We start from the raw sequence: 24,401 nt of genomic DNA on the forward strand, positions 1-24,401 counted from the left end.
GACAAGTGTACGACTCGTCCGGAGTGCGCGCCGCCCGGTTTCCCCCGGCCGGGGCGGGACCGGGGAACGGGGCCGGGTGGGGCTCAGCGCGCGTTGAAGTACTTCGCCTCGGGGTGGTGGATCACGATGGCGTCGGTGGACTGCTCGGGGTGGAGCTGGAACTCCTCCGAGAGCTGTACGCCGATCCGCTCGGGCTCCAGCAGCTCCGCGATCTTCGCGCGGTCCTCCAGGTCGGGGCAGGCTCCGTAACCGAGCGAGAAGCGCGCACCCCGGTACTTCAGGGCGAACATGTCCTCGACGTCGGACGGATCCTCGCCGGCGAAGCCCAGCTCGGAGCGGACCCGGGCGTGCCAGTACTCGGCGAGCGCCTCGGCGAGCTGGACGGAGAGCCCGTGCAGTTCGAGGTAGTCGCGGTAGGAGTTGGCCTCGAACAGCTCCGCGGTCGCCTCGCCGATCTTCGAGCCGACGGTGACGACCTGGAGGCCGACGACGTCCGTCTCACCGGACTCCTCCGGGCGGAAGAAGTCCGCCAGGCACAGGCGCCGGCCGCGGCGCTGGCGCGGGAAGGTGAAGCGGGTGCGCTCGGAGCCGTCCTCACCGAGCAGGATGAGGTCGTCGCCCTTGGAGACGCAGGGGAAGTAGCCGTAGACGACGGCCGCCTCCAGCTGGTTCCTGGTCTGCAACTGGTCCAGCCAGCCGCGCAGATGGGGCCGCCCCTCGCTCTCGACCAGCTCCTCGTAGCTGGGGCCGCCCTTGCGGGACTCCTTGAGCCCCCACTGCCCCTTGAAGAGCGCGCCCTCGTCCAGCCAGGAGGCGTACTCCTTGAGCTGGATGCCCTTGACGACGCGGGTGCCCCAGAACGGCGGGGTGGGCACCGGGTTGTCGACGGAGACGTCGGAGCGGACCGCGCCCTCCTCGGGTGCCTCCTCCACCACGGTGTTCGTGGTGGCCTTGACGCGGCGCTGCTTGAGCTCCGGGAGGGTGGCGCCGGGGACCCCGCGCTTGACGGCGATCAGCGCGTCCATGAGGCGCAGGCCCTCGAACGCGTCACGGGCGTAGCGGACCTCGCCCTGGTAGATCTCGTGCAGGTCCTGCTCGACATAGGCCCGGGTGAGCGCGGCGCCGCCGAGGATGACCGGGTAGTCGGCCGCCATGCTGCGCTGGTTCAGCTCCTCCAGGTTCTCCTTCATGATCACGGTCGACTTCACCAGCAGCCCGGACATGCCGATGACATCGGCCCGGTGCTCCTCGGCGGCGTCCAGGATCGCGGCGACGGGCTGCTTGATGCCCAGGTTGACCACGTTGTAGCCGTTGTTGGAGAGGATGATGTCGACGAGGTTCTTGCCGATGTCATGGACGTCGCCGCGGACGGTGGCGAGCACGATGGTGCCCTTCCCCTCGGCGTCGGACTTCTCCATGTGCGGCTCCAGATAGGCCACCGCCGTCTTCATGACCTCGGCGGACTGGAGGACGAACGGCAACTGCATCTGGCCGGAGCCGAACAGCTCGCCGACGACCTTCATGCCCTCCAGCAGCGTGTCGTTGACGATGTCGAGCGCGGGACGGGTCGCCAGCGCCTCGTCGAGGTCGGTCTCCAGCCCGTTCTTCTCGCCGTCGATGATGCGGCGCTGAAGGCGCTCGTCCAGCGGCAGGGCGAGCAGTTCCTCGGCCCGGCCGGCCTTCATCGACTGGGTGTTGACGCCCTCGAACAGCTCCATGAGCCGCTGGAGCGGGTCGTACCCCTCGGAGCGCCGGTCGTGGATCAGGTCGTGGGCGACCTTGACCTGCTCCTCGTCCAGCCGGGCGATGGGCAGGATCTTCGAGGCGTGGACGATCGCGGAGTCCAGTCCCGCCTTGACGCACTCGTCCAGGAAGACGGAGTTGAGCACGATACGGGCGGCCGGGTTGAGCCCGAAGGAGATGTTCGACAGTCCGAGCGTGGTCTGGACGTCGGGGTGACGGCTCTTCAGCTCGCGGATGGCCTCGATGGTGGCGATGCCGTCGCCCCGCGACTCCTCCTGCCCGGTGCAGATGGTGAAGGTGAGGCAGTCGATGAGGATGTCCGACTCCTGCACGCCCCAGTTGGTGGTGAGGTCGGTGATCAGACGCTCGGCGATGGCGACCTTGTGCTCGACGGTACGGGCCTGGCCCTCCTCGTCGATGGTGAGCGCGATCAGCGCGGCGCCGTGCTCGACCGCCAGCTCGGTGACCTTGGTGAAGCGCGACTCGGGGCCGTCGCCGTCCTCGTAGTTGACCGAGTTGATGACGGCGCGCCCGCCGAGCTTCTCCAGACCGGCCCGGAGCACCGGCAGCTCGGTGGAGTCCAGCACGATCGGCAGGGTGGAGGCGGTCGCGAACCGGCCGGCCAGCTCGGACATGTCGGCGACGCCGTCCCGGCCGACGTAGTCGACGCAGAGGTCCAGCAGGTGCGCGCCCTCGCGGATCTGGTCGCGGGCCATTTCCACACAGTCGTCCCAGCGGCCCTCCAGCATGGCCTCGCGGAACTTCTTCGACCCGTTGGCGTTGGTCCGCTCGCCGATGGCGAGGTACGAGGTGTCCTGGCGGAAGGGCACGGTCTGGTAGAGCGAGGCGGCGCCCGGCTCGGGGCGCGGCTCGCGGACGGCCGGGGTGAGGCCACGGGCCCGCTCGACGACCTGGCGCAGGTGCTCGGGGGTCGTCCCGCAGCAGCCGCCGATCAGGGAGAGCCCGTAGTCCTCGACGAAGGCTTCCTGCGCGTCGGCCAAGCCCTCGGGGCCGAGCGGGAAGTGGGCGCCGTCCTTGGTCAGGACGGGCAGGCCCGCGTTCGGCATGCACATCAGCGGCGTACGGGAGTGGCGGGCCAGATAGCGCAGGTGCTCGCTCATCTCGGCCGGGCCGGTGGAGCAGTTCAGCCCGATGAGGTCGATGCCGAGCGGTTCCAGCGCGGTGAGCGCAGCGCCGATCTCGGACCCGAGCAGCATGACGCCCGTGGTCTCGAAGGCGAGCGAACAGATCAGCGGCACGTTCACGCCGAGGGCGTCCATCGCGCGGCGGGCACCGATGAGGCTCGACTTGGTCTGGAGCAGGTCCTGCGTGGTCTCCACGATCAGGGCGTCCGCGCCGCCCGCGAGCAGGCCCTCGGCGTTCTTCTGGTAGCCGTCGCGCAGTACGCCGTACTCGATGTGACCCAGCGAGGGCAGCTTGGTGCCGGGGCCCACCGAGCCGAGCACCCAGCGCTGGCGGCCGTCCTCGGCGGTGAACTCGTCGGCGACCTCGCGGGCGATGCGGGCGCCGGACTCGGACAGCTCCACGATGCGGTGGGCGATGTCGTACTCGTTCGCCGCCGAGTGGTTGGCGCCGAACGTGTTGGTCTCCACGCAGTCGACACCGACCGCGAAGTACTCCTGGTGCACGGAACGGACGATGTCCGGGCGCGTCACGTTGAGGATCTCGTTGCAGCCTTCCAGATCCTGGAAGTCCTCCAGCGTCGGATCCTGCGCCTGGAGCATCGTGCCCATCGCACCGTCGGCCACCACCACACGGGTGGCGAGCGCCTCTCTGAGGGCGTCGATGCGGGTCCGGCTGTCGGTGGTGGGGGTCGGCGACGAGGCCATGTAAGTACTCCCGGGGCTGCGACGGCTGTCGGCTTCTGCGTGTGCTGATGGCAGGCACACCCGGCCAGCGTAGCCGGGCGCGCCTCGTCACGGTGCGTCGTTCCAGCGGGCGGACGGCATTCTGTCCTCTGGACATTCGGCGCGTCGGGCCTTCACAGATCCTCTCTACGGAGAGAAAACGTCGGCATCGACCGATAGTGTTCAGCATTGTCGAACGTAGTGGAGGTCCGGGTCCGATGGCGAAGAACATCCAGTCGCTGGAGCGGGCGGCGGCGATGCTGAGGCTGCTCGCGGGCGGCGAGCGGCGGCTCGGCCTGTCCGACATCGCCTCCTCCGTGGGGCTGGCCAAGGGGACGGCCCACGGGATCCTGCGCACGCTGCAGGCGGAGGGGTTCGTCGAGCAGGACGCCGCGTCGGGCCGCTACCAGCTCGGCGCCGAGCTGCTGCGGCTCGGGAACAGCTATCTGGACGTGCACGAGCTGCGGGCACGCGCCCTGGTCTGGACGGACGACCTGGCCCGCTCCAGCGGCGAGAGCGTCCATCTCGGGGTGGTGCACCAGCAGGGCGTGCTCATCGTCCACCATGTCTTCCGCCCGGACGACAGCCGGCAGGTCCTGGAGGTGGGGGCGATGCAGCCGATGCACTCCACCGCGCTGGGGAAGGTCATCTCGGCGTACGACCCGGTGGCGCACAGCGAGGCCGTCGAGAGCGAGCGGACGGCCTTCACCCCCCGGACGATCACCGGTTTGGCGGAGTTCGAGGCGGTGCTCGATCTGACCAGGGCGCGCGGCTGGGCCGCCGACGTCGAGGAGACCTGGGACGGCGTGGCCGCGGTGGCGGCGCCCATCCACGACCGGCGCAGGATGCCGGTCGGGGCGATCGCGATCACCGGCGCGGTGGAACGGATCTGCCCCACGGGAGAGGTCAGGTCCGAGCTGGTGACGGCCGTACGCGAGTGCGCGCGGGCCGTTTCCCGGGACATCGGCGCCGGGCGGTTCTGAGCGGGATGCCCGATCATCGCCGTAGAGCGAGGTTTCGGCCACAGCACCCTTGACGGCGCGTTGCCTGAAGGAGAAAACTGCCGTTCAACGGTCGGCATTGTCGAACACTTACCGGTAATACGAGTTAGTGTGTGACAGCGCCACTGGCAGGTAACGCCCTCATCCGAAGGCACGGCCACCGGTGGGAACCGGAGGTCCGCCTCCCCCTGGACGAAGGAGTCTCGGGTGTCCAGCTTCGACATCTTCATAGGCGAGGTCACAGGTACCGCCCTGCTGATCCTGCTCGGTGGCGGCGTGGTCGCCGCAGTCACTCTCAAGCGCTCGAAGGCGCAGAACGCGGGATGGGTCGCCATCAGCTTCGGCTGGGGCTTCGCCGTCATGGTCGGCGCGTATCTCTCCGCGCCGATCTCCGGGGCCGTGCTCAACCCGGCGGTCACCATCGGCCTCGCGGTCGAGGGCGGCATCAAGTGGGGCGACGTACCGCTCTACATCGGCTCCCAGATGCTGGGCGCGATGATCGGCGCCTTCCTCGTCTGGGTGACGTACCTGGGCCAGTTCAAGGCCCATCTCACCGACCCGGAGATCCTCGCGGCGCATCCCCCGGTGGGAGAACTCGCCGAAGGGCTCGTCGACCAGAAGACGGCCCCCAAGGCCGGGCCCGTGCTCGGCGTCTTCTCCACGGGCCCCGAGGTCCGCAACGTCGTACAGAACATGCTGACGGAGATCATCGCCACATTTGTGCTGGTCATCGCGATCCTCACCCAGGGCCTCAACGACTCGGGCAACGGGCTCGGCACCCTCGGTGTGCTGATCACCTCGTTCGTCGTGGTCGCCATCGGTCTCTCGCTCGGCGGCCCGACGGGGTACGCCATCAACCCGGCCCGTGACCTCGGTCCCCGTATCGTGCACGCGCTCCTGCCTCTGCCCAACAAGGGCGGCTCGGACTGGAGCTACGCCTGGATACCGGTCGTCGCCCCGCTGATCGGCGCCGCGCTGGCCGGTGGGTATTACAACTTGGCCCTCGCGTAAGCCACCTTTCCCCGAACCGAGCAGGAGCACACCGTGAGCGACACGAACACCACCTCCTCCCACGGCACAGGCCCGTTCATCGCGGCCATCGACCAGGGCACCACGTCCAGCCGCTGCATCGTCTTCGACCGGGACGGCCGGATCGTCGCCGTCGACCAGAAGGAGCACGAGCAGATCTTCCCGAAGCCGGGCTGGGTGGAGCACAACGCCACCGAGATCTGGACCAACGTCCAGGAGGTGGTCGCCCGCGCCGTCGAGAAGGCCGGGATCACCTCCGCCGACGTCAAGGCCATCGGCATCACCAACCAGCGCGAGACCACGCTGCTGTGGGACAAGAACACCGGCGAGCCCGTCCACAACGCCATCGTCTGGCAGGACACCCGGACCGACGCGCTCTGCCGTGAGCTGGGCCGCAACGTCGGCCAGGACCGCTTCCGCCGCGAGACCGGGCTGCCGCTGGCCAGCTACTTCGCCGGGCCGAAGGCGCGCTGGCTGCTGGACAACGTCGAGGGGCTGCGCGAGCGCGCCGAGCGCGGCGACATTCTCTTCGGCACCATGGACTCCTGGGTCATCTGGAATCTGACCGGCGGCACCGACGGCGGGGTGCATGTCACCGATGTCACCAACGCCTCCCGCACGATGCTGATGAACCTGCACACCCTCCAGTGGGACGCCAAGATCCTGGAGTCGATGCAGGTCCCGGCCGCGATCCTGCCGGAGATCCGCTCCTCCGCCGAGGTGTACGGCCACGCCAAGGGCGGCGTCCTCGACGGCATCCCGGTCGCCTCCGCGCTCGGTGACCAGCAGGCGGCCCTCTTCGGCCAGACCTGTTTCGCCGAGGGCGAGGCCAAGTCCACGTACGGCACCGGCACCTTCATGCTGATGAACACCGCCGGCAAGCCCGTCAACTCGTACAACGGACTGCTGACCACGGTCGGCTACCGCATCGGGGACGAGCCCGCGGTGTACGCGCTGGAGGGCTCCATCGCCGTCACCGGCTCGCTGGTGCAGTGGATGCGCGACCAGATGGGCCTGATCAAGTCCGCGGCCGAGATCGAGACCCTGGCGTCCTCGGTCGAGGACAACGGCGGCGCGTACTTCGTGCCCGCCTTCTCCGGACTCTTCGCCCCGCACTGGCGCCCCGACGCCCGCGGTGTCATCGCCGGGCTGACCGGCTACGTCACCAAGGCGCACATCGCCCGCGCGGTGCTGGAGGCGACGGCGTGGCAGACCCGGGAGATCAGTGACGCCATGACCAAGGACTCCGGCGTCGAGCTGACCTCGCTCAAGGTCGACGGCGGTATGACCTCCAACAATCTGCTGATGCAGACGCTCTCCGACGTCCTGGACGCGCCCGTGGTGCGCCCGATGGTCGCCGAGACCACCTGCCTCGGCGCCGCCTACGCCGCGGGACTGGCCGTGGGCTTCTGGCCGGACACCGACGCGCTGCGCGCCAACTGGCGCCGCGCCGCCGAGTGGACGCCCCGGATGGACGCGGCCACCCGTGACCGCGAGTACAAGAGCTGGCTCAAGGCCGTCGAGCGGACCAAGGGCTGGCTCGACGTCGACGACGCAAGCTGACCGCACCACAGCCACCGGCGCAAGAGCCGGGACGAGCTGAAGAGGAGTTACACATGAGCACCCCGCACAGCGTCCCCGCACTGGGGACGCACCCGGCCGGCGGTTCCCTGCCGAGCCGTGCCGAAACCCGGGAACAACTGTCCAACGCGACGTACGACCTCCTGGTGATAGGCGGCGGCATTCTGGGCATCTCCACCGCCTGGCATGCCTCCCAGTCGGGACTGCGGGTGGCCCTGGTGGACGGCGGCGACTTCGCCGGCGCCACCTCGTCCGCCTCCTCCAAGCTCCTCCACGGCGGTCTGCGCTACCTCCAGACCGGCGCGGTGAAGCTCGTCGCGGAGAACCACTTCGAGCGGCGGGCGGTCTCCCGCCAGGTGGCACCGCACCTGGCCAACCCGCTCACCTTCTACCTGCCCGTCTACAAGGGCGGCCCGCATGGCGCGGCCAAGCTCGGCGCGGGCGTCTTCGCGTACTCCGCGCTCTCCGCGTTCGGCGACGGCGTCGGCCATGTGATCAGCCCGGCCAAGGCCCGTCAGGCCGTGCCCGAGCTGCGTACGGACAACCTCAAGGCCGTGGCCGTCTACGGCGACGACCAGATGAACGACGCCCGGATGGCGCTGATGACCGTCCGCGCCGCGGTCGACTCCGGCGCCACCGTCCTCAACCACGCCACGGTCACCGGGCTGCGCTTCACCCAGGGCCGGGTCACCGGCGCCGAGCTGCGCGACCGGATCGACGGTACGGAGTTCGGCGTCGACGCCCGGCTGGTGCTCAACGCGACCGGCCCCTGGGTCGACCACCTGCGCAAGATGGAGAACCCGGACGCGGCGCCCTCCATCCGCCTCTCGAAGGGCGCGCACCTCGTTCTCAAGCGCAGCTCCCCGTGGAAGGCCGCGCTGGCGACCCCCATCGACAAGTACCGCATCACCTTCGCCCTCCCCTGGGAGGACATGCTGCTGCTCGGTACGACGGACGAGGAGTACGAGGGCGAGCCCGGCGACGTCTCGGTCAACGAGAAGGACATCCACCAGATCCTGGACGAGGCGGCGTACTCCGTCCGTGACCAGCAGCTCTCGCGCGACCTGATCACGTACTCCTTCGCGGGTCTGCGGGTGCTGCCGGGCGGCCCCGGTGACACCTCCAAGGCCAAGCGCGAGACGGTCGTGACCGAGGGCCGCGGCGGCATGCTGTCGGTCGCGGGCGGCAAGTGGACGACCTTCCGCCACATCGGCCGTACGGTGATGCACAAGCTGGCGACCCTGCCGGGCCATCCGCTCGGCGAGGGCATGGAGCCCGTCTCGCACCTGCCGAAGAAGCTTCCGCTGCCCGGGATCGCCAGCCCGAACGCGGTCGCGCACCGGCTGCTGATCGACGGCGGCGGTACGGGCCCCTCGATGGCCGTGGACACCGCGCGCCATCTCGCCACCCACTACGGCTCGCTCGCCTTCGACATCGTGCGGCTGGCGAACGAGTACCCGGAGCTGGCCGAGCGGATCCACCCGGACGCGCCGGAGATCTGGGCGCAGGTCGTCTACGCCCGGGACCACGAGTGGGCCCAGACGGTCGACGACGTACTGCGCCGGCGCACCACGCTGACCATCCGCGGCCTGGACACGGACGAGATCCGCGCCCGGGTGGAGGACCTGCTGGGCAAGCGGGTCTGAACCGTACGGCCGGCACCGCCGCACATCAGTACATACGTGCGACGCGTGGGCGGGAGAGGGACGCATCCTTTCCGGATGCGTCCCTTTTCGTGCGCCGGGCGGGCGTTCCGGGACGCATAATGGGGGCCGATACATCGGATGTCTGGAGGGGTGCCCATGGCTGTCACCGACGAGGCCATCGAGCGGATCAAGGGGATGATCGTCTCCGGCGCGCTGCGCCCGGGCGACCGGCTGCCCAAGGAGAGCGAGCTCGCCGCCGAGCTGGGGCTCTCCCGCAACTCCCTGCGCGAGGCGGTGCGCGCCCTGTCGCTCATCCGGATCCTCGACGTACGGCAGGGCGACGGTACGTACGTGACCAGCCTGGCCCCGCAGCTCCTGCTGGAGGCGCTGAGCTTCGTGGTGGACTTCCACCGGGACGACACCGTGCTGGAGTTCCTGGCCGTACGCCGGATACTCGAACCGGCCGCCACCGCGATGGCGAGCACCCGGATCACCGAGGACGAGCTGGACGCGCTCGACGCCCAGCTCGACGCGCTCGGCCCGGAGCCCTCGGTGGAGGAACTGGTCGCCGCCGACCTGGAGTTCCACCACGGCATCGTGCGCCAGTCGGGCAACGCGGTGCTCTGCTCCCTTCTCGACGGGCTCTCCGGGCCCACCACCCGGGCCAGGATCTGGCGCGGGCTGACCCAGGAGGACGCCGTCAGCCGTACGCTCCACGAGCACCGGGCGATCCTCTCCGCCCTGCGCGACCGGGACGCCGAGGCGGCCAGGTCCTGGGCCACGGTGCATATCGCGAGCGTGGAGATGTGGCTCAGGTCGACGCTCTGACACGCCCCGGCGGCGGGCGGTTCAGTCCTGCTTCTCGCCGCTCGCGAAGCGCGAGATGACCAGGGCGACGATGATGATGGCGCCGTTCAGGAACTGGTTCCAGAGCGCCGGCACACCGCCGAGGGTCATCACGTTGACCACGAGCTGCAGGGTGAGCACCCCGGTCAGCGCGCCGAAGAGCGTGCCGCGCCCGCCCCGGAGGCTGATGCCGCCGATGACCGCGGCCGCGAACACCTGGAAGATCCAGCCGTTGCCCTGGGTGGCCGCGACCGAGCCGTAGTGGCCCGTGTAGAGGATGCCGGCGAACGCCGCCAGCAGCCCGCCGATCGCCAGCACGACCCAGGTGACGCGGTCCACCCGGATCCCGGCCGCGCGCGCAGCCTCCGGGTTGCCGCCGATCGCGTACAGCGCCCGTCCGTGGCGCAGCCAGGCCAGGGCCGCCCCGCCCAGCGCGAAGAGCGCCAGACAGATCCAGACGGCGGCCGGGGCGCCCAGCCAGTCCGTCTTGCCGAGGTACCGGAAGGATTCCGGCACCTCGGTGATCGACTTGCCCTCGGTGATCCCGATGTGGAGCCCGCGCAACATGGTGAGCATGCCGAGCGTGGCGATGAAGCCGTTGACGCGCAGCTTCAGCATGAGGAAGCCGTTGATGCCACCGATGGCCACCCCGGCGAGCAGACAGACCGGCACGGCCGCCCAGACGGGCAGCAGGTCGAGCCCGGCGAACCGACCGCCCTCCGAGGGGAGCACCAGCCACATCGCGAGGACGGGCGCGATCCCGATCGTCGACTCCAGCGACAGGTCCATCCGGCCGCAGATCAGGATCAGCGCCTGCCCGAGCACCAGCAGGCTCAGTTCGGAGGACTGCTGGACGACGCTGATCAGATTGCCGGAGGTGAGGAAGACCGGCGAGACGATGAAGCCGATCACCATCAGCACCAGGATCACCGGCACGAGCGAGAAGTCGCTCCACCGGATCAGCCGGAGCCGGTGGAGCGGGCTCGGGTCCTCGACCGGCGCCACCGCCCGGGTCCTTACGGTCTGCGTCATCCCCGCTCCCCCATGTCGTCGTCCGTACGGTCCGCGGCGCCGCGGACCGTCCCGTGCACGCCTTCCATGGCCGCCACCAGCTCCCGGTCGGTCCAGTCGCTCCCGAACGAGGCCACCACGTGCCCGTGGAACACCGCGAGCACCCGGTCGCACACCCGCAGATCGTCCAGCTCATCGGAGATGATCATGGCGGCGCGGCCGCCGTCGGCCACCCCGCGCACCACACCGAGCAGCGCGTCCTTGGACTTGACGTCGACACCGGCCGTGGGCCGTACGGCGATCAGCGCGCCGGGGTCGCGCGCCAGGGCGCGGGCGACGACGACCTTCTGCTGGTTGCCGCCCGACAGGCCGGAGACCGGCTGGCCCGGGCCGCGTGTCCTGATGTCCAGTGAGTCGATCATGGACTGGGCGAACTCCCTGGTCCGCGCGGGCAGTACGGTCCCCCACGGGCCGAGCCGGCCGGTCACCGTGAGGGTGGCGTTCTCCGCGACGCTGCGTTCGGGGATCAGCCCCTGGCGGTGCCGGTCCTCGGGGATGTAGCCGATGCCCGCGTCCAGCGCGGCCGGGACGCTGCCCGGCGCCACCGTACGGCCGTGCACGGTGATCCGCCCCGCGGTCGGCGCCCGCATCCCGGCCAGCGTCTCGCCGAGTGCGGTGGTGCCGCCGGCCGCGGCGCCCGCGACGCCGAGCACCTCACCGGGGTGTACGGAGAGGTCCAGCGGCCCGAACTCCCCGGCGAGGGCGAGTCCGTGGACCTCCAGGACGGGCGACTCGCCCGACGGGTCCGGGGCGTCCGGGCGCCGGGCGGGCCGGGCGGCGGCCGTCCGCGCGGCGTCCCCCGTCATCGCGGCCACCAGTTCGTTACGGGCGAGCGAGGCGACCGGGGCGGTCAGGACATGGCGGGCGTCCCGGTAGACGGTGACGGTGGCGCACAGGTCGTACACCTCCTGGAGATGGTGGGAGATGAAGAGGAACGCCACCCCCTGGCCGCTCAGTTCACGGAGTTTGACGAAGAGCCGCTGGATGCCGCGGGCGTCGAGCTGCGCGGTGGGCTCGTCCAGGATGATCAACCGGGCGCCGAAGGAGAGCGCCCGCGCGATCTCCACGAACTGCCGTTGCTCGACCGGGAGATCCTTGGCGCGGGCGTCCGGGTCGGCCTCGACGCCGTACTCCGCGAGCAGGTCCCGGGCGCGGCGGCGCAGCCCGCGCCAGTCGATGAGGCGGCGTCCGCCGGTCCCGGTTCGGGGGCCCGGCAGGCCGTAGTGGTTGAGGAAGAGATTCTCGGTGACGGTCAGATCGGGCACGATCATCGGCCGCTGGTAGACACAGGCGACCCGGGTCCGCCAGGCGGCGGTGTCCCCGGCGGCAGGCGCGGGGGCGCCGCCGAAGCGCACCTCGCCCGCGTCCGCCTTGTGCACCCCGGTCAGAACGCCGACCAGGGTGGACTTGCCCGCGCCGTTGCGGCCGACCAGGGCGTGCGACTCGCCCGGGCCGACCGTGATGCCGACCCCGTCGAGCGCGAGGGTGGGCCCGAAGCGTTTGACGATGCCCTCGGCCCGTACGGCGGGCGGCGCGGTGGCGACGGCCTCGGGGGGTGTGTTCCGCGGTGCCACGGCTACTCCCCCGCGTCGAGCTGATTGGCCCACAGCTTCGGGTCGTCCACGTTCTCCTTGGTCACCAGGGGCGCGGGGAGCTGGTCCTCGAAGCCGCCCGGGATCTTGATGACTGTGGACCCGTGGTCGGTCGGCCCGGCCTGGGGTTTCTCGCCGGCCAGCGCCCGCTTCGCCCAGTAGAGCGCGTAGGAGGCGTACAGGTCGGCCGGCTGCGAGACCGTCGCGTCGATCTTCCCGGCCCGGATGGCGTCCAGTTCCTCGGGGATGCCGTCGTTGGAGACGATGGCGATATGTCCGGGCGCGTCCGGCGCCTTGAGCAGCCTCTTCTGTTCGAGCAGCGCCAGGGTGGGCTGGAGGAAGACCCCGCCCGCCTGGAGATAGATGCCGCCCAGGTCGGGGTGGGCTGCGAGGGTGGACTGGAGCTTGGCGGAGGCGACGTCGCCCTTCCACTCGGTGGCCAGCTCGAAGACCTGGATGCCGGGGTACTTCCGGGCCATGCAGCTCTTGAAGGCCTCGGAGCGGTCCCGGCCGTTGATCGAGGCGAGGTCGCCCTGGAACTCGGCGACCTTCCCCTTGCCCTTCAGCCGCTCGCCCAGGAACTGGCAGGCCTTCTCGCCGTACGCCCGGTTGTCGGCCCGTACGACCATGTACACCTCGCCCTGGTCGGGGCGGGTGTCGACGCTGATGACGGGGATCTTCTTCTCGGCGAGCGTCCGCAGGGTCTCGGCGATCGCGCCGGTGTCCTGCGGGGCCATGACGACGGCCTTGGCGCCCTGGTCCGTGAAGACCTGGACGTTGGAGACGAGTTTCCCGATGTCGTTCTGCGAGTTGGTCAGCGGGAGCGCGCTGACCTCACCGGCCTTGACGCCCTTCTCGATGTACTGCTGGTACGAGTTCCAGAAATCGCTGTCGCTGCGCGGCAGATCGATGCCGACCGTGCCGCCGCTCCCCTTTCCGGCCTCCTGGTCGCGATTGCAGCCCGCCAGGGCCGCCACCGCGACAAGTAATAAGGCGCAGGCCGAGGTGGTGGCCGTACGGGGTCTGCGGAGTGGGGAGCGCCCCACGGTGTGTCCCGGCATGGAAGTCCCGTCCTTGTCCCTTCGGTGTGCGTGCGGGCTGCGCTGTTCTCAGGAGGTCGCTTTCTCGGGGAGCCGCTTTCTCAGGGGGCTTCTCAGCGGGCCGCCTTCTCAGGGGGCGGGGCGCAGGCGGAGTCCCTGCATTCCGCCGTCGACGGCGAGTGCCGTTCCGGTGACGGCCGCCGCGGCCGGTCCCGCGAGATAGGCGACCGCCGCGGCGACCTCGTCGGCGCCGACCAGCCGTCCCGAGGGCTGGCGGGCTTCGAGGGCGGCGCGTTCGGCGGCGGGGTCCTGCGCTTGGTCGAGCAGCCGGCCGACCCAGGGTGTGTCGGCGGTACCGGGGTTGACGCAGTTGACGCGGATGCCCTCCCGTACGTGGTCGGCGGCCATCGCCAGGGTCAGCGAGAGGATCGCGCCCTTGCTCGCGGAGTACAGGGCGCGCTGGGGCAGCCCCGCCGTGGCGGCGATGGAGCAGGTGTGGGTGATGGAGACGGCGCCGGGCCGGCCGGGGGCCGCGCGGCGCAGATGGGGCAGGGCGTGCCGGGCCGTACGGACCATTCCGAGGACGTTGACGTCCAGGACGCGGCCCCACTCGTCGTCGGGGTTGTCCTCGACGGTTCCGACCGCGCCGATACCCGCGTTGGAGACCAGGGTGTGCAGGGCGCCGAACTCGGCCGCCGCCGCGTCGACCGCCGCCTTCACCGCCGCGTCGTCGGTGACGTCGGCCGTCAGCGGCAGGGTCCCTGCGGGCGCCCCGGCCGTCTCCCGGTCCAGCACGGCTACCCGGGCGCCGCGCTCCAGGAGCAGGGCCGCGATGGCCGCGCCGATGCCCGAAGCACCGCCGGTGACCAGGGCGCAGAGCCCGTCGAAGTCGCGTGCGGCCGTCATGAGGTGACCTCCTCGGTGGTGCGGCGGGCCTGCCAGACGGGCCCTTCCGGGTAGCGGTGCGCGGCGATCGACTCGGGGAGCATCCGGGCGGAGAAGCCCGGCGCGCCCGGGGCGGCGTACCGCCCGGAGACGATCACCACGGGGTCGGCGAAGTGTTCGTGGAGGTGGTCGACGTACTCGATGACCCGGCCCTCCTGAGTGCCGGAGACCGCGACGTAGTCGAACATCGCGAGATGCTGCACGAGTTCGCAGAGGCCGACGCCGCCGGCGTGCGGGCAGACGGGGACGCCGTACTTCGCGGCGAGCAGCAGGATCGCCAGGTTCTCGTTGACTCCGGCGACGCGGGCCGCGTCGATCTGGAGGTAGTCGACGGCGTCGGCCTGGAGAAGCTGTTTGAAGACGACCCGGTTGGCGACGTGTTCGCCGGTGGCCACCTTGACCGGCTGGCCGGCCCGTACGGCGGCGTGGCCGAGGATGTCGTCGGGGCTGGTGGGCTCCTCGATCCAGTGCGGGTCGTAGGGGGCGAGGGCGGACAGCCGGTGCAGCGCCTCGGGCACGTCCCAGCGCTGGTTGGCGTCGACGGCGATCCGGATGGCGGGGCCGACGGCCGCGCGCGCCAGCTTCATGCGCCGGACGTCGTCGGCCAGATCGCCGCCGACCTTGAGCTTGATCTGCTCGAACCCGTCGGCGACGGCCTGTTCCGCGAGGGCGACCAGCTTGCTGTCGGAGTAGCCGAGCCAGCCGGGCGAGGTGGTGTACGCGGGGTAGCCCTCGGTACGGAGCAGGGCGGCCCGCTCGGCGCGGCCGGGCTCCGCGGCGCGCAGGATGGCCAGCGCGTCGTCCGGTGTGAGGGCGTCGGTGAGGTAGCGGAAGTCGACGAGCGAGACCAGTTCCTCGGGTGTCATCCCGGCGAGGAACTCCCAGACGGGCAGGCCGGCGCTCTTGGCGGCCAGGTCCCAGGCGGCGTTGACGACGGCGCCCGCGGCCATGTGCATGACGCCCTTCTCCGGGCCGAGCCAGCGCAGTTGGGAGTCGTGGGTCAGCTCGAAGTAGAGAGCGGCGAGATCGGCCGCGGTGAGCGGCGCCGGTCTGCCGGTGAGATAGGGGCGCAGCGCCTCGATGGCGGCGGCGGTGACATCGTTGCCGCGCCCGATGGTGAAGCAGAAGCCGTGTCCCTCGGTGCCGTCCTGGGTACGCAGCACCACATAGGCGGCCGAGTAGTCGGGATCGGGGTTCATGGCGTCGGAGCCGTCGAGCTGTTCCGAGGTGGGGAACCGGATGTCGTGTACCTCGAACCCCGTGACGGTCTGGCTCATGCACGCCCCTTTGAGAAGAACATCGGATCTCTTCAGTCATCCGATGTATAGCGCCATTGTGGTCCGCACGTCCAGAGCCCGGCGTCAATTCCCGGCCACAGCTCGGATGAATCGACGGGGTTGCGCGGGGGAACCTGGATAGGCTCTGCGCACCGCGCAACAGTGCGGACGGGGCTTTCCAGCCGCGTCCGATCCGATCCAAACGAAAGACCCCAGGTTCACCCGGGCGTGCGCGGAGCGTGCACAGGGCTGCGGGCGGGCACCGGTGAAGCCGTAAGGTTGGTGCGTACAAGTGACAACGTCGGAAGGAGGCACTGGGTGATCGAGCTCGAGGGGGTTCCCGAGCTGATCGACCCGGTCATGGTGGCCGCGTTCGAGGGCTGGAACGACGCGGGCGACGCCGCCTCCACAGCGGTGGGTCATCTGGACCGGGAATGGAAGGGCGAGGTGTTCGCGGCGCTCGACGCCGAGGACTACTACGACTTCCAGGTCAACCGGCCCACGGTCTTCCTGGAGGGCGGCCTGCGCAAGATCACCTGGCCGACCACCCGGCTCTCCGTGGTGCGCGTCGGCGGTGAGAAGCCCCGTGACCTGGTACTGGTCCGCGGCATCGAGCCGTCCATGCGCTGGCGCTCGTTCTGCAACGAGCTGCTGGGCTTCGCCCATGAGCTGGGCGTGGAGATGGTGGTCATCCTGGGCGCGCTGCTCGGCGACACTCCGCACACCCGGCCGGTGCCGGTCAGCGGGGTCACCTCGGACGCGGACCTGGCCAGGACGATGGATCTGGAGGAGACGCGGTACGAGGGGCCGACCGGCATCGTCGGCATCCTCCAGGAGGCGTGCACACACGCGGGCGTACCGGCGGTGAGCCTGTGGGCCGCCGTACCGCACTACGTGTCGCAGCCGCCCAACCCGAAGGCGACGCTGGCGCTGCTCAACCGGCTGGAGGATCTGATCGGTCTGCGGATCCCGCTGGGCGAACTCTCCGAGGACGCCCGGGCCTGGCAGCTCGGCGTGGACCAACTGGCGGCCGAGGACAGCGAGGTGGCGGAGTACGTGCAGTCGCTGGAGGAGGCGCGGGACACGGCGGAGCTTCCTGAGGCCTCCGGCGAGGCCATCGCCCGGGAGTTCGAGCGGTATCTGCGACGCCGGGACGGCGGGCTCGGCCCGGCGCCGGGCGGCCACGCCACGGAGGGCGGTGACGGGCCGTCATTCCTGCGGGACGCGTCCGGCGGCCGCGCCCGTCCGCAGCGGCCACCGCGCGGCGGGGCCGGTGGCGGTACGGACAAGGACAAGGGCCCGGGTCCTTCCCCGAAGGACCAGGAGCGGGACACGGGCGACGACGACGATTCGTCCGAGGACTGACCGCCGGTCGGTGACGGAGAGAAGGAGGGCGGCGCCGGTCGGCGCCGCCCTCCTTCTTCGTACAGCCTTCGTACAGTTCTTCGTACAGCGTTTCCGTACAGTGCTTTCCCTACAGCGCTTTCCCTACAGCGCGTTCTGTACAGCGTTCGTAGTTTGTACGACCTGTCAGAGCGCGACGCCCAGCAGGGCGTCGACCGTACGGGAGACCACGCCGGGCGCGCCCTCGTCCGTACCGCCCGTGGTGTCCTGGAGCGCCGCCCAGCGGTCGACGGCCGTCAGCGCGGTGGGGGCGTCCAGATCGTCGGCCAGCGCCTCGCGGACCTCTTCGACCAGTTCCTCGGCCGACGGGCCGTCGGGCCGCGACACCGCGGCCCGCCAGCGCGCCAGCCGGTCGACGGCGTCCTGGAGGACCTGGTCCGTCCACTCCCAGTCGGAGCGGTAGTGGTGCGCGAGCAGGGCGAGCCGGATCGCCGCCGGGTCCACGCCGTCGCGGCGCAGCGCCGAGACGAAGACCAGATTGCCCTTGGACTTGGACATCTTCTCGCCGTCCAGGGCGACCATGCCGGCGTGCACATAGGATCGGGCGAACGGGTGCTCGCCGGTGAGGGCCTGCGCGTGCGAGGCGCCCATCTCATGGTGCGGGAAGGCGAGGTCGCTGCCGCCGCCCTGGACGTCGAAGCCCATACCGAGATGGTCGAGGGCGATGGCCACGCACTCGATGTGCCAGCCGGGCCGGCCTCGGCCCAGCGAGCCGCCGTCCCAGCTCGGCTCGCCGGGGCGGGCCGCCAGCCAGAGGATCGGGTCGAGGGGGTTCTTCTTGCCCGGCCGGTCCGGGTCGCCGCCGCGCTCGGCCGACAGCAGCCGCATCGCCTCGGCGTCCAGCCGGGAGACCTCGCCGAAGTGCGGATCGGCCGCCACGGAGAAGTAGACGTCGCCTTCGAGTTCGTACGCGGCGCCGGCGTCGCGCAGCCGTTCCACCAGCGGCACGATGCCCGGTATCGCCTCGACGGCGCCGATGTAGTGCTGGGGCGGCAGCATCCGCAGGGCGGTCATGTCCTCGCGGAAGAGCGCCGTCTCGCGCTCCGCGAGCCCGACCCAGTCCTCCCCGTCGCGCAGCGCCCGCTCCAGCAGCGGATCGTCGACATCGGTCACGTTCTGGACGTAGTGGACCTGCCGCTTCGTGTCGAGCCATACGCGCTGCACGAGGTCGAACGCGTTGTAGGTCGCCGCGTGACCCATGTGGGTCGCGTCGTACGGCGTGATGCCGCAGACGTAGATACGGGCGACGGGACCGGGCTCAAGCGTGACTCGGCCATCGGTCGACGTGTCATGAATCCTGAGGTCGCGGCCCTTGCCAGGCAGGGCGGGGACCTCGGAAGCGGGCCAGGCATGCATGTCATGAGCGTAACCGGACGGAACTTCCGGATACGAACCGGATACCCGCCGTTGGCCGGTTGGGCGCTCTTGCGCGATCCGTCCCCGCGTGCTCCACGGGGACGGGCGCGGACCGCTCCAGGGGGGCCGCCCCCGGTCTCACACCGGCGGCCAGGGGATCGCGGGCCACTGCCCCGACGGCTCGGGGTGACGGCCTGTGTGGCGCAGCTCACGGACTCTGGCCCGTACGGCGTCGGTCTCGGCCGGGGTGATGAGTTCGGCCAGCCGGGTGGCGAGGGGGCCGCCGTCCGCGAGGGCGTCCGCCAGCCGGGCCAGCACCTCCAGCGCCTCGCCGGTCAGGGGCTCACCGGCCCAGCCCCAGAGCAGGGTGCGCAGTTTGTCGTCCACGTTGAAGGTGACGCCGTGGTCGATGGCGTAGAGCCGTCCGCCGGGCGCGGGCAGCAGATGGCCGCCCTTGCGGTCACCGTTGTTGATCACCGCGTCGAGGACGGCGAGGCGCCGCAGCCGTACGTCGTCGGCGTGCACCAGCAGGGCGGTCCTGCCCTCGCCCACCTCGGCGGACCCGACGGCCTTCCAGCCGTCACCGGGTTCGTCGTCCTCGACGAGGGCCAGCAGCGGCGCCGCGGGCCCGGGGTCGCCCGCGCCGACGTCCGTACCGCCGTCCGTACCGCCGTCCGTGCCGTCGGTCCCGGGCTCGTCCTCGGGCTCGATCCAGAGCTGGCACATGCCCTCGCCGTACGGTCCTTCGCGCAGGACCGTCGGCGGGACGAGCCCCCAGCCGGTCGCCTCGGAGACCTCGTACGCCGCCACCTCGCGCTGCGCGAGCGTCCCGTCGGGGAAGTCCCACAGGGGCCGCTCGCCCGCGACGGGCTTGTAGACACAGTGGGCCGTCCGGCCCCGGTAGGAGACGGAGCAGTAGAGCACGGCGTTGGACGCCTCACGGATCCGGCCGCGTACGGTCAGCTCCCCGTGGGCGATCAGCTCCCGGTCGGACGGGCCCGGTCCGTCCGGACCGTCACCGACCGGTCCGGGGGCGGCAGGACCGGCCGCGGGCGCGGTCACGCGTCCCGCCGGTATCCGTTCTGGCGCGGGCATACGTGTCCTTCCGGGTCGAGCGGCAGGCTGCACAGCGGGCAGGGCGGGCGGCCCGCGTTGACCACGTCCAGGGCGCGCTTGGCGAAGGCCCTGGCCTGGGCGCCGGAGAGCCGGACGCGGAGCATCGGCGGACCGTTCTCCTCGTCCTGGAGCAGCCGTTCCTCGGCCTCGGCCAGGTCCTCGTCGGTGTCGGCGTCCAGCTCCACAAGGGCCTGCGCCTCGACGATCATGCGCTGTTCGTCACCGTCCCAGGCCAGCGCCATCGTGCCGACCCGGAACTCCTCCTCGACAGGGGCGTCGAGCGGGGCGGAATCGGTGATCTCCGAGGGCGCCATGACCGGTACGGGGGCGTTGCCGCCGGTACGGCGGACCACCTCGTCCAGTAGTTCGTCGATCCGCTCGGCGAGCGCGGCCACCTGCGTCTTCTCCAGGGCGACGCTGGTCACGCGCCCCGCGCCGGACGCCTGGAGGAAGAACGTACGGCGCCCAGGCAGCCCGACCGTACCGGCCACGAAACGGTCCGGTGGATCGTAGAGGAACACCTGACGGGACACGTTCTGTCTCCCTCGGAAATCGTCGGAAAAGGCACTGGGGAAAGAGCACCGGGCGGACCCGGGGCCCGGGAGGGCCGCCCGGATCGCTCGGACGGCCCGTCCACCCTACTGCGCGGAGCGATCACGGTGCTCCCGCGCCGCCTCCCACCACGCCGTCGCCGCCGCCCGCGCTCGCGCGCGGCGCCAGTCCGGCGAGATCGCCGGTGTCACCGAGGCGCAGCACAAACGGGCGCAACCGGGTGTAGCGGACGGCGGTCAGGGAGCACGGATCCACATGGATCCGCTGAAAAAGGTCGAGATGCATCCCGAGGGCGTCCGCCACGAGCGCCTTGATGATGTCCCCGTGGGAGCACATCAGAAAGACGGCGTCCTCCCCGTGCTCCTCGTCGATCCGCGCGTTCCACTCCCGGACCGCCTCGACGGCGCGGGCCTGCATCGCGGCCATCGACTCGCCGCCGGGGAACACGGCGGCGGAGGGGTGGCGCTGCACGACCTCCATCAGGGGCTCGCCGGACAGTTCGGCCAGCTTGCGCCCGGACCAGTCGCCGTAGTGGCACTCGCCGATCCGGTCGTCGGTCCGTATCCCGAGTCCGGGGCGGGCGTCCAGCAGCGGCTGAAGGGTCTCCCTGCACCGTTGCAGCGGGCTGCTGACGACGGCGGCGAGCGGGATGTCCCCGAGCCGCCCGGGCAGCGCGGCGGCCTGTGCGGCGCCCCGCTCGTCCAGGGCGATGCCGGGCGTCCAGCCGGCGAGCAGCCCCGCGGTGTTGGCGGTGGACCGTCCATGACGTACGAGGATCAACGTGGCCATGCCGCAAGGGTAGGCGCTCGGTACGACAGCGCCTCGGGGCGCCCGGCCCGCTCGTCGATGGCGCCGGGGGGATGCGGCCGTCGCCAGAAAAGGGAAGAATGCCCGCCGTGATCGTGGACTGCGCCATCTACCGCGGCGGACGCCGCACCGACGGGCCCGCCGACTTCTCCGACGCCCTCGCCGAGGCGCGCGCCGAAGGGGACGCGTTCCTCTGGCTCGGGCTGCACGAGGCCACGGAGAAGGAGTTCTCCATGGTGAGCAGCGAGTTCGGGCTGCACCCCCTGGCGGTGGAGGACGCGCTCCACGCGCATCAGCGCCCCAAGCTGGAGGTCTACGACGACTCGCTCTTCGTGGTGCTCAAGCCGGTCGTGTACGAGCCGCGGGGCGACACCGTCACGACCGGCGAGCTGATGGTCTTCATAGGCGACTCCTTCGTGGTGACCGTCCGGCACGGCGAGGGCGCCCCGCTGGCGGCCGTCCGCACGCGGCTGGAAGCCGAACCCGATGTCCTCAAGCACGGCCCCACCGCCGTGCTGTACGCGGTGAGCGACGCGGTCGTCGACCACTACGTCGAGGTCGCCGACGAACTCCAGTTGGACCTGGAGGAGCTGGAGACGGAGGTCTTCGCCCCGGACTCGGCCTCGTCGGCGCCGACCGCGGCGCGGATCTACACCTTCAAGCGGCAGGTGCTGGAGTTCCGCCGGGCCACCGGTCCCCTGGCGGCCCCGGTGGCCCGGCTGGCGGGCGCGGGCGTGCCGTTCGTCCATGAGCACGCGCAGCCCTTCTTCCGGGACGTCAACGACCATCTGCTGCATGTGAACGAGCAGGTGGAGGGGTTGGACCGGCTGCTCACCGACATCCTGTCCGCGCATCTGGCGCAGATGGGCGTTCGGCAGAACGACGACATGCGGAAGATCTCGGCGTGGGCGGCCATGGCCGCCGTACCGACGATGGTCGCGGGCATCTACGGCATGAACTTCAGGCACATGCCGGAGCTGAAGTACGTGTGGGCGTACCCGGCGGTGATCGCCCTCATGGCGGTGGCGGTCGTCGGGCTGCACCGGCAGTTCAAACGGCGTGGCTGGCTCTGACCGTACGCGGGGCGCCCGCGCCCTTGGCGCCCCCGGGCCCGCTGACGGCCCCGCGGGCCGCTGGACGAGTCATTCCGAAGTAGCGTCGTCCGCCCCTTGGGGCGGGCGCGGAGGTGCCAGGTGCACCGCACTCGCCGCGCTCGCTCCGTCTCGGCGCATTGAACGGTCCTTCGGATGCCGATCGCCGTCAACGCCGCGGATGTGCGTGCATGACACCTCCCCGCAGACGGAACTTCGGAATGACTCGTCTAGAAGGCCGGTGCGGGCGTCGCGGGGCCGCCCAGCGGGTCGCGGCGCTCCGGCATCGTGAGGCCGACCATCCGGCGCCAGCCGATGAGGCGTTCGTACCCGTACAGGGCATGGATGCCGGCGGCGAGCAGGCGGGCCTTCGGCGCGGGCCAGCCGAGCAGCCGGCCCATCCGGTCCATCACGGCGAGGCTCACCTCGCGGTAGACCTCGATCTCGGCCAGGGCGCACTGGCGCAGCGCGCGCTGGATGGCGCGGCCGTGGCCGTGCCGGGCCATCCAGAGCAGTTCCTCGTGGCAATAGGCGAGATGGTTGTCCTCGTCGGCGCGGATGATCCTGATCGCCTTGCCGACCTCGGGGTTGTCGCCGAAGTACCCGACCAGCATCTCCATCTGGTCGGCGGCCCGCTGTTCGGTGATCCGGCTGTGGACGAGGTACACGAGGATGTCCTTCTCCGTCAGCGTCTGGTCCCGGCGCAGCTTCGTATGGGTGAGTCCGATGCCGCGCCGCTCCAGCAGCATGGTGTAGTCGGCCTCGGGCGGGACCTCGGACGGTTCGAGGCCGCGCTTCTTCAGGAGGGCGTGGAAGATCCGGCTGTGCTTGTCCTCGTCGGCGCCGTGTCGGGTGATCTTCGGGGCGAGGTACCGCAGGGAGTCGGGCACCAGGGCGGCGATCCGGCCGTTCTCCCAGCCGCCCTGCGCCTCGCCGCTGGCAGCGATGGAACAGAACAGCCGGAAGGAACGGTCGTCGTCCAGGATCTCCTGGAACAGGCTTCGGGCCGAGAGCATCACTGCCACCTCCTTGCAGGCGTCCGCCCAAACGAGTCAACGGGCGTGCGCGGCGCGCGGCAACAGCAGCGGCGCCCCGCTGAGCCGAAAGGAGGAGCGCGACGGCGCGCTCGGCGCGTAACCGGGCGCGTGTCGCGGCGTTGTAGTAGGCGACGGCCGTGGCGGGGAAGACCTCCGAGCCCCCATCACGGCCGCGGACTCCGCCCGCGGCCCCATGGTCTCGTCTCCGGCTACGAGACGAGACCGGCGCGCTCCAGGGCCTCGGTGCCGACGCGCAGCGCCGTGATCCGTTCGTCGAGGGTGAAGCCGGCCGGGGAGAGGGTCAGCGTGGTGACGCCGGCGGCGGCGTAGGCGCTCATCCGGTCGGCGATCCGCTCGACGGGGCCGAGCAGTGTGGTCGAGTCGATCAGCTCGTGCGGTACGGCCGCCGCCGCGCCGTCCTTGTCGCCGGAGAGGTAGGCGTCCTGGATCGCGGTGGCTTCCTTCTCGTACCCCATGCGCCGGGCGAGCTGGTTGTAGAAGTTCTGCTTGCGGCTGCCCATTCCGCCCACGTAGAGGGCCGTGTACGGGCGGAAGGTGTCGGCGAGGGCGTTGATGTCGTCGCCGACCGCGAGGGGCACGGTGGGGCAGACGTCGAAGCCGTCCATGGTGAGGCCCGCCTTCTCGCGGCCCGCCCGGAGCGGCCGGATCGCGGTCTCCTCCAGATGCTCGGCGGAGGGGAAGATCAGCAGCGCGCCGTCGGCGATCTCACCGGTCTGCTCCAGGTTCCTGGGGCCGATCGCGGCGATGTAGAGCGGGATGTGCTCGCGCTCCGGGTGCACGGTCAGCTTGAGGGGCTTGCCGGGGCCGCCGGGCAGCGGCAGCGTCCAGTGCTCGCCCTCGTACGTCAGCCGTTCGCGGCTCATGGCCCTGCGGACGATCTCGACGTACTCGCGGGTGCGGGCGAGGGGCTTGTCGAACGTGACCCCGTACCAGCCCTCGGAGACCTGCGGTCCCGAGACGCCGAGACCGAGCCGGAACCGGCCGCCGGAGAGGGAGTCGAGGGTGGCCGCCGTCATGGCGGTCATCGCGGGCTGCCGCGCGGGGATCTGGAGGATGGCGGAGCCCACGTCGATGGACTCCGTCTGCGCGGCGACCCAGCTCAGCACGGTCGGGGCGTCGGAGCCGTACGCCTCGGCGGCCCAGCAGACGTCGTAGCCGAGCCGGTCGGCCTCCTGCGCGACCGCGAGGTTGTCGCTGTCCATCCCCGCGCCCCAGTACCCGAGGTTGATGCCGAGCCGCATAACCAACTCCTTTGCCGATTGCGATCACCGGTGGCCGAGGACCGGCCGTCCGCGCGCGGTTCGGCGGCCGGCGGACGGTCAGCGATTACCGATGAGTAACGTCCCTGTGCCGGGGACTCTAGCGCGCGACACGGGCA

General features: G+C 71.0%; 19 protein-coding genes. 7 read left to right on the top strand and 12 right to left on the bottom strand.

The window, feature by feature from the left end; genetic code table 11:
* Nucleotides 1–83 precede the first annotated feature (83 nt).
* Nucleotides 84–3,593 carry a methionine synthase gene (gene metH, locus ACIQ7D_RS20500; RefSeq protein ID WP_403939445.1) on the bottom strand — a complete coding sequence of 1,170 codons (3,510 nt, stop codon included), beginning with the start codon at nt 3,591–3,593 and terminating at the stop codon, nt 84–86.
* Nucleotides 3,594–3,829: 236 nt separating this feature from the next.
* Between metH and ACIQ7D_RS20505 the strand changes: the two genes are divergently transcribed.
* From ACIQ7D_RS20505 to ACIQ7D_RS20525, 5 genes are all read left to right on the top strand, one after another.
* The gene (locus tag ACIQ7D_RS20505; protein ID WP_403939447.1) at nt 3,830–4,594 is read left to right on the top strand and encodes an IclR family transcriptional regulator; all 765 of its coding nucleotides are present in this window, start codon (nt 3,830–3,832) and stop codon (nt 4,592–4,594) included.
* Between the two features lie 225 nt (nt 4,595–4,819).
* The gene (locus ACIQ7D_RS20510) at nt 4,820–5,623 is read left to right on the top strand and encodes an MIP/aquaporin family protein (RefSeq protein WP_403939449.1); all 804 of its coding nucleotides are present in this window, start codon (nt 4,820–4,822) and stop codon (nt 5,621–5,623) included.
* A gap of 33 nt (nt 5,624–5,656) precedes the next feature.
* Entirely contained in the window at nt 5,657–7,204 is a 1,548-nt protein-coding gene (gene glpK / locus ACIQ7D_RS20515) for a glycerol kinase GlpK (RefSeq protein ID WP_403939451.1), read from the top strand.
* A gap of 53 nt (nt 7,205–7,257) precedes the next feature.
* Nucleotides 7,258–8,868, top strand: a complete 1,611-nt coding sequence (locus ACIQ7D_RS20520) for an FAD-dependent oxidoreductase (RefSeq protein ID WP_403939453.1) — start codon at nt 7,258–7,260, stop codon at nt 8,866–8,868.
* A gap of 156 nt (nt 8,869–9,024) precedes the next feature.
* Entirely contained in the window at nt 9,025–9,696 is a 672-nt protein-coding gene (locus ACIQ7D_RS20525; protein WP_384927321.1) for a FadR/GntR family transcriptional regulator, read from the top strand.
* Between the two features lie 21 nt (nt 9,697–9,717).
* On the opposite strand, the gene ACIQ7D_RS20530 is transcribed toward ACIQ7D_RS20525, so the two are convergent.
* The 5 genes from ACIQ7D_RS20530 to ACIQ7D_RS20550 form a co-directional block, all read right to left on the bottom strand.
* Nucleotides 9,718–10,746, bottom strand: coding sequence for an ABC transporter permease (locus ACIQ7D_RS20530; RefSeq protein ID WP_403939455.1), 1,029 nt, complete (start codon nt 10,744–10,746; stop codon nt 9,718–9,720).
* Nucleotides 10,743–12,359, bottom strand: a complete 1,617-nt coding sequence (locus tag ACIQ7D_RS20535) for a sugar ABC transporter ATP-binding protein (RefSeq protein WP_403939457.1) — start codon at nt 12,357–12,359, stop codon at nt 10,743–10,745. The genes ACIQ7D_RS20530 and ACIQ7D_RS20535 overlap by 4 nt, the downstream gene beginning before the upstream one ends.
* A gap of 2 nt (nt 12,360–12,361) precedes the next feature.
* Nucleotides 12,362–13,438 (bottom strand): sugar ABC transporter substrate-binding protein, encoded by a 1,077-nt coding sequence (locus ACIQ7D_RS20540; RefSeq protein ID WP_403939459.1) that lies wholly within the window; start codon nt 13,436–13,438, stop codon nt 12,362–12,364.
* Nucleotides 13,439–13,546: 108 nt separating this feature from the next.
* A complete protein-coding gene (locus ACIQ7D_RS20545; RefSeq protein WP_403939460.1) occupies nt 13,547–14,323 on the bottom strand; it encodes an SDR family NAD(P)-dependent oxidoreductase in 777 nt (258 codons plus the stop codon).
* A complete protein-coding gene (locus ACIQ7D_RS20550) occupies nt 14,320–15,639 on the bottom strand; it encodes an enolase C-terminal domain-like protein (RefSeq protein ID WP_403939462.1) in 1,320 nt (439 codons plus the stop codon). Before ACIQ7D_RS20550 ends, ACIQ7D_RS20545 begins: the two co-directional genes overlap by 4 nt.
* A gap of 318 nt (nt 15,640–15,957) precedes the next feature.
* Between ACIQ7D_RS20550 and ACIQ7D_RS20555 the strand changes: the two genes are divergently transcribed.
* Nucleotides 15,958–17,004 (top strand): PAC2 family protein, encoded by a 1,047-nt coding sequence (locus ACIQ7D_RS20555; protein ID WP_403939464.1) that lies wholly within the window; start codon nt 15,958–15,960, stop codon nt 17,002–17,004.
* 165 nt (nt 17,005–17,169) lie between these two features.
* On the opposite strand, the gene mshC is transcribed toward ACIQ7D_RS20555, so the two are convergent.
* The 4 genes from mshC to ACIQ7D_RS20575 form a co-directional block, all read right to left on the bottom strand.
* A complete protein-coding gene (gene mshC, locus ACIQ7D_RS20560) occupies nt 17,170–18,399 on the bottom strand; it encodes a cysteine--1-D-myo-inosityl 2-amino-2-deoxy-alpha-D-glucopyranoside ligase (protein ID WP_403939466.1) in 1,230 nt (409 codons plus the stop codon).
* Nucleotides 18,400–18,537: 138 nt separating this feature from the next.
* Nucleotides 18,538–19,494, bottom strand: a complete 957-nt coding sequence (locus ACIQ7D_RS20565) for an SCO1664 family protein (protein ID WP_403939468.1) — start codon at nt 19,492–19,494, stop codon at nt 18,538–18,540.
* Nucleotides 19,458–20,048 carry a DUF3090 domain-containing protein gene (locus ACIQ7D_RS20570; RefSeq protein WP_403939470.1) on the bottom strand — a complete coding sequence of 197 codons (591 nt, stop codon included), beginning with the start codon at nt 20,046–20,048 and terminating at the stop codon, nt 19,458–19,460. The genes ACIQ7D_RS20565 and ACIQ7D_RS20570 overlap by 37 nt, the downstream gene beginning before the upstream one ends.
* 121 nt (nt 20,049–20,169) lie before the next feature.
* Entirely contained in the window at nt 20,170–20,856 is a 687-nt protein-coding gene (locus tag ACIQ7D_RS20575; RefSeq protein ID WP_403939472.1) for a histidine phosphatase family protein, read from the bottom strand.
* 98 nt (nt 20,857–20,954) lie between these two features.
* Here ACIQ7D_RS20575 and ACIQ7D_RS20580 point away from each other — a divergent pair, with 98 nt between their 5' ends.
* Nucleotides 20,955–21,947: a magnesium and cobalt transport protein CorA gene (locus ACIQ7D_RS20580; RefSeq protein WP_403939474.1), complete on the top strand. Its 993-nt coding sequence runs from the start codon at nt 20,955–20,957 to the stop codon at nt 21,945–21,947.
* Between the two features lie 248 nt (nt 21,948–22,195).
* On the opposite strand, the gene ACIQ7D_RS20585 is transcribed toward ACIQ7D_RS20580, so the two are convergent.
* Complete coding sequence (locus tag ACIQ7D_RS20585; RefSeq protein WP_403939476.1) at nt 22,196–22,981, bottom strand: ferritin-like domain-containing protein; 786 nt, start codon at nt 22,979–22,981, stop codon at nt 22,196–22,198.
* A 230-nt stretch (nt 22,982–23,211) separates the two neighbouring features.
* The gene (locus ACIQ7D_RS20590; protein WP_403939479.1) at nt 23,212–24,264 is read right to left on the bottom strand and encodes an LLM class F420-dependent oxidoreductase; all 1,053 of its coding nucleotides are present in this window, start codon (nt 24,262–24,264) and stop codon (nt 23,212–23,214) included.
* Between the last annotated feature and the right edge of the window lie 137 nt (nt 24,265–24,401).

Source organism: Streptomyces sp. NPDC096310, from assembly GCF_044763125.1.
Classification (GTDB): Bacteria; Actinomycetota; Actinomycetes; order Streptomycetales; family Streptomycetaceae; genus Streptomyces.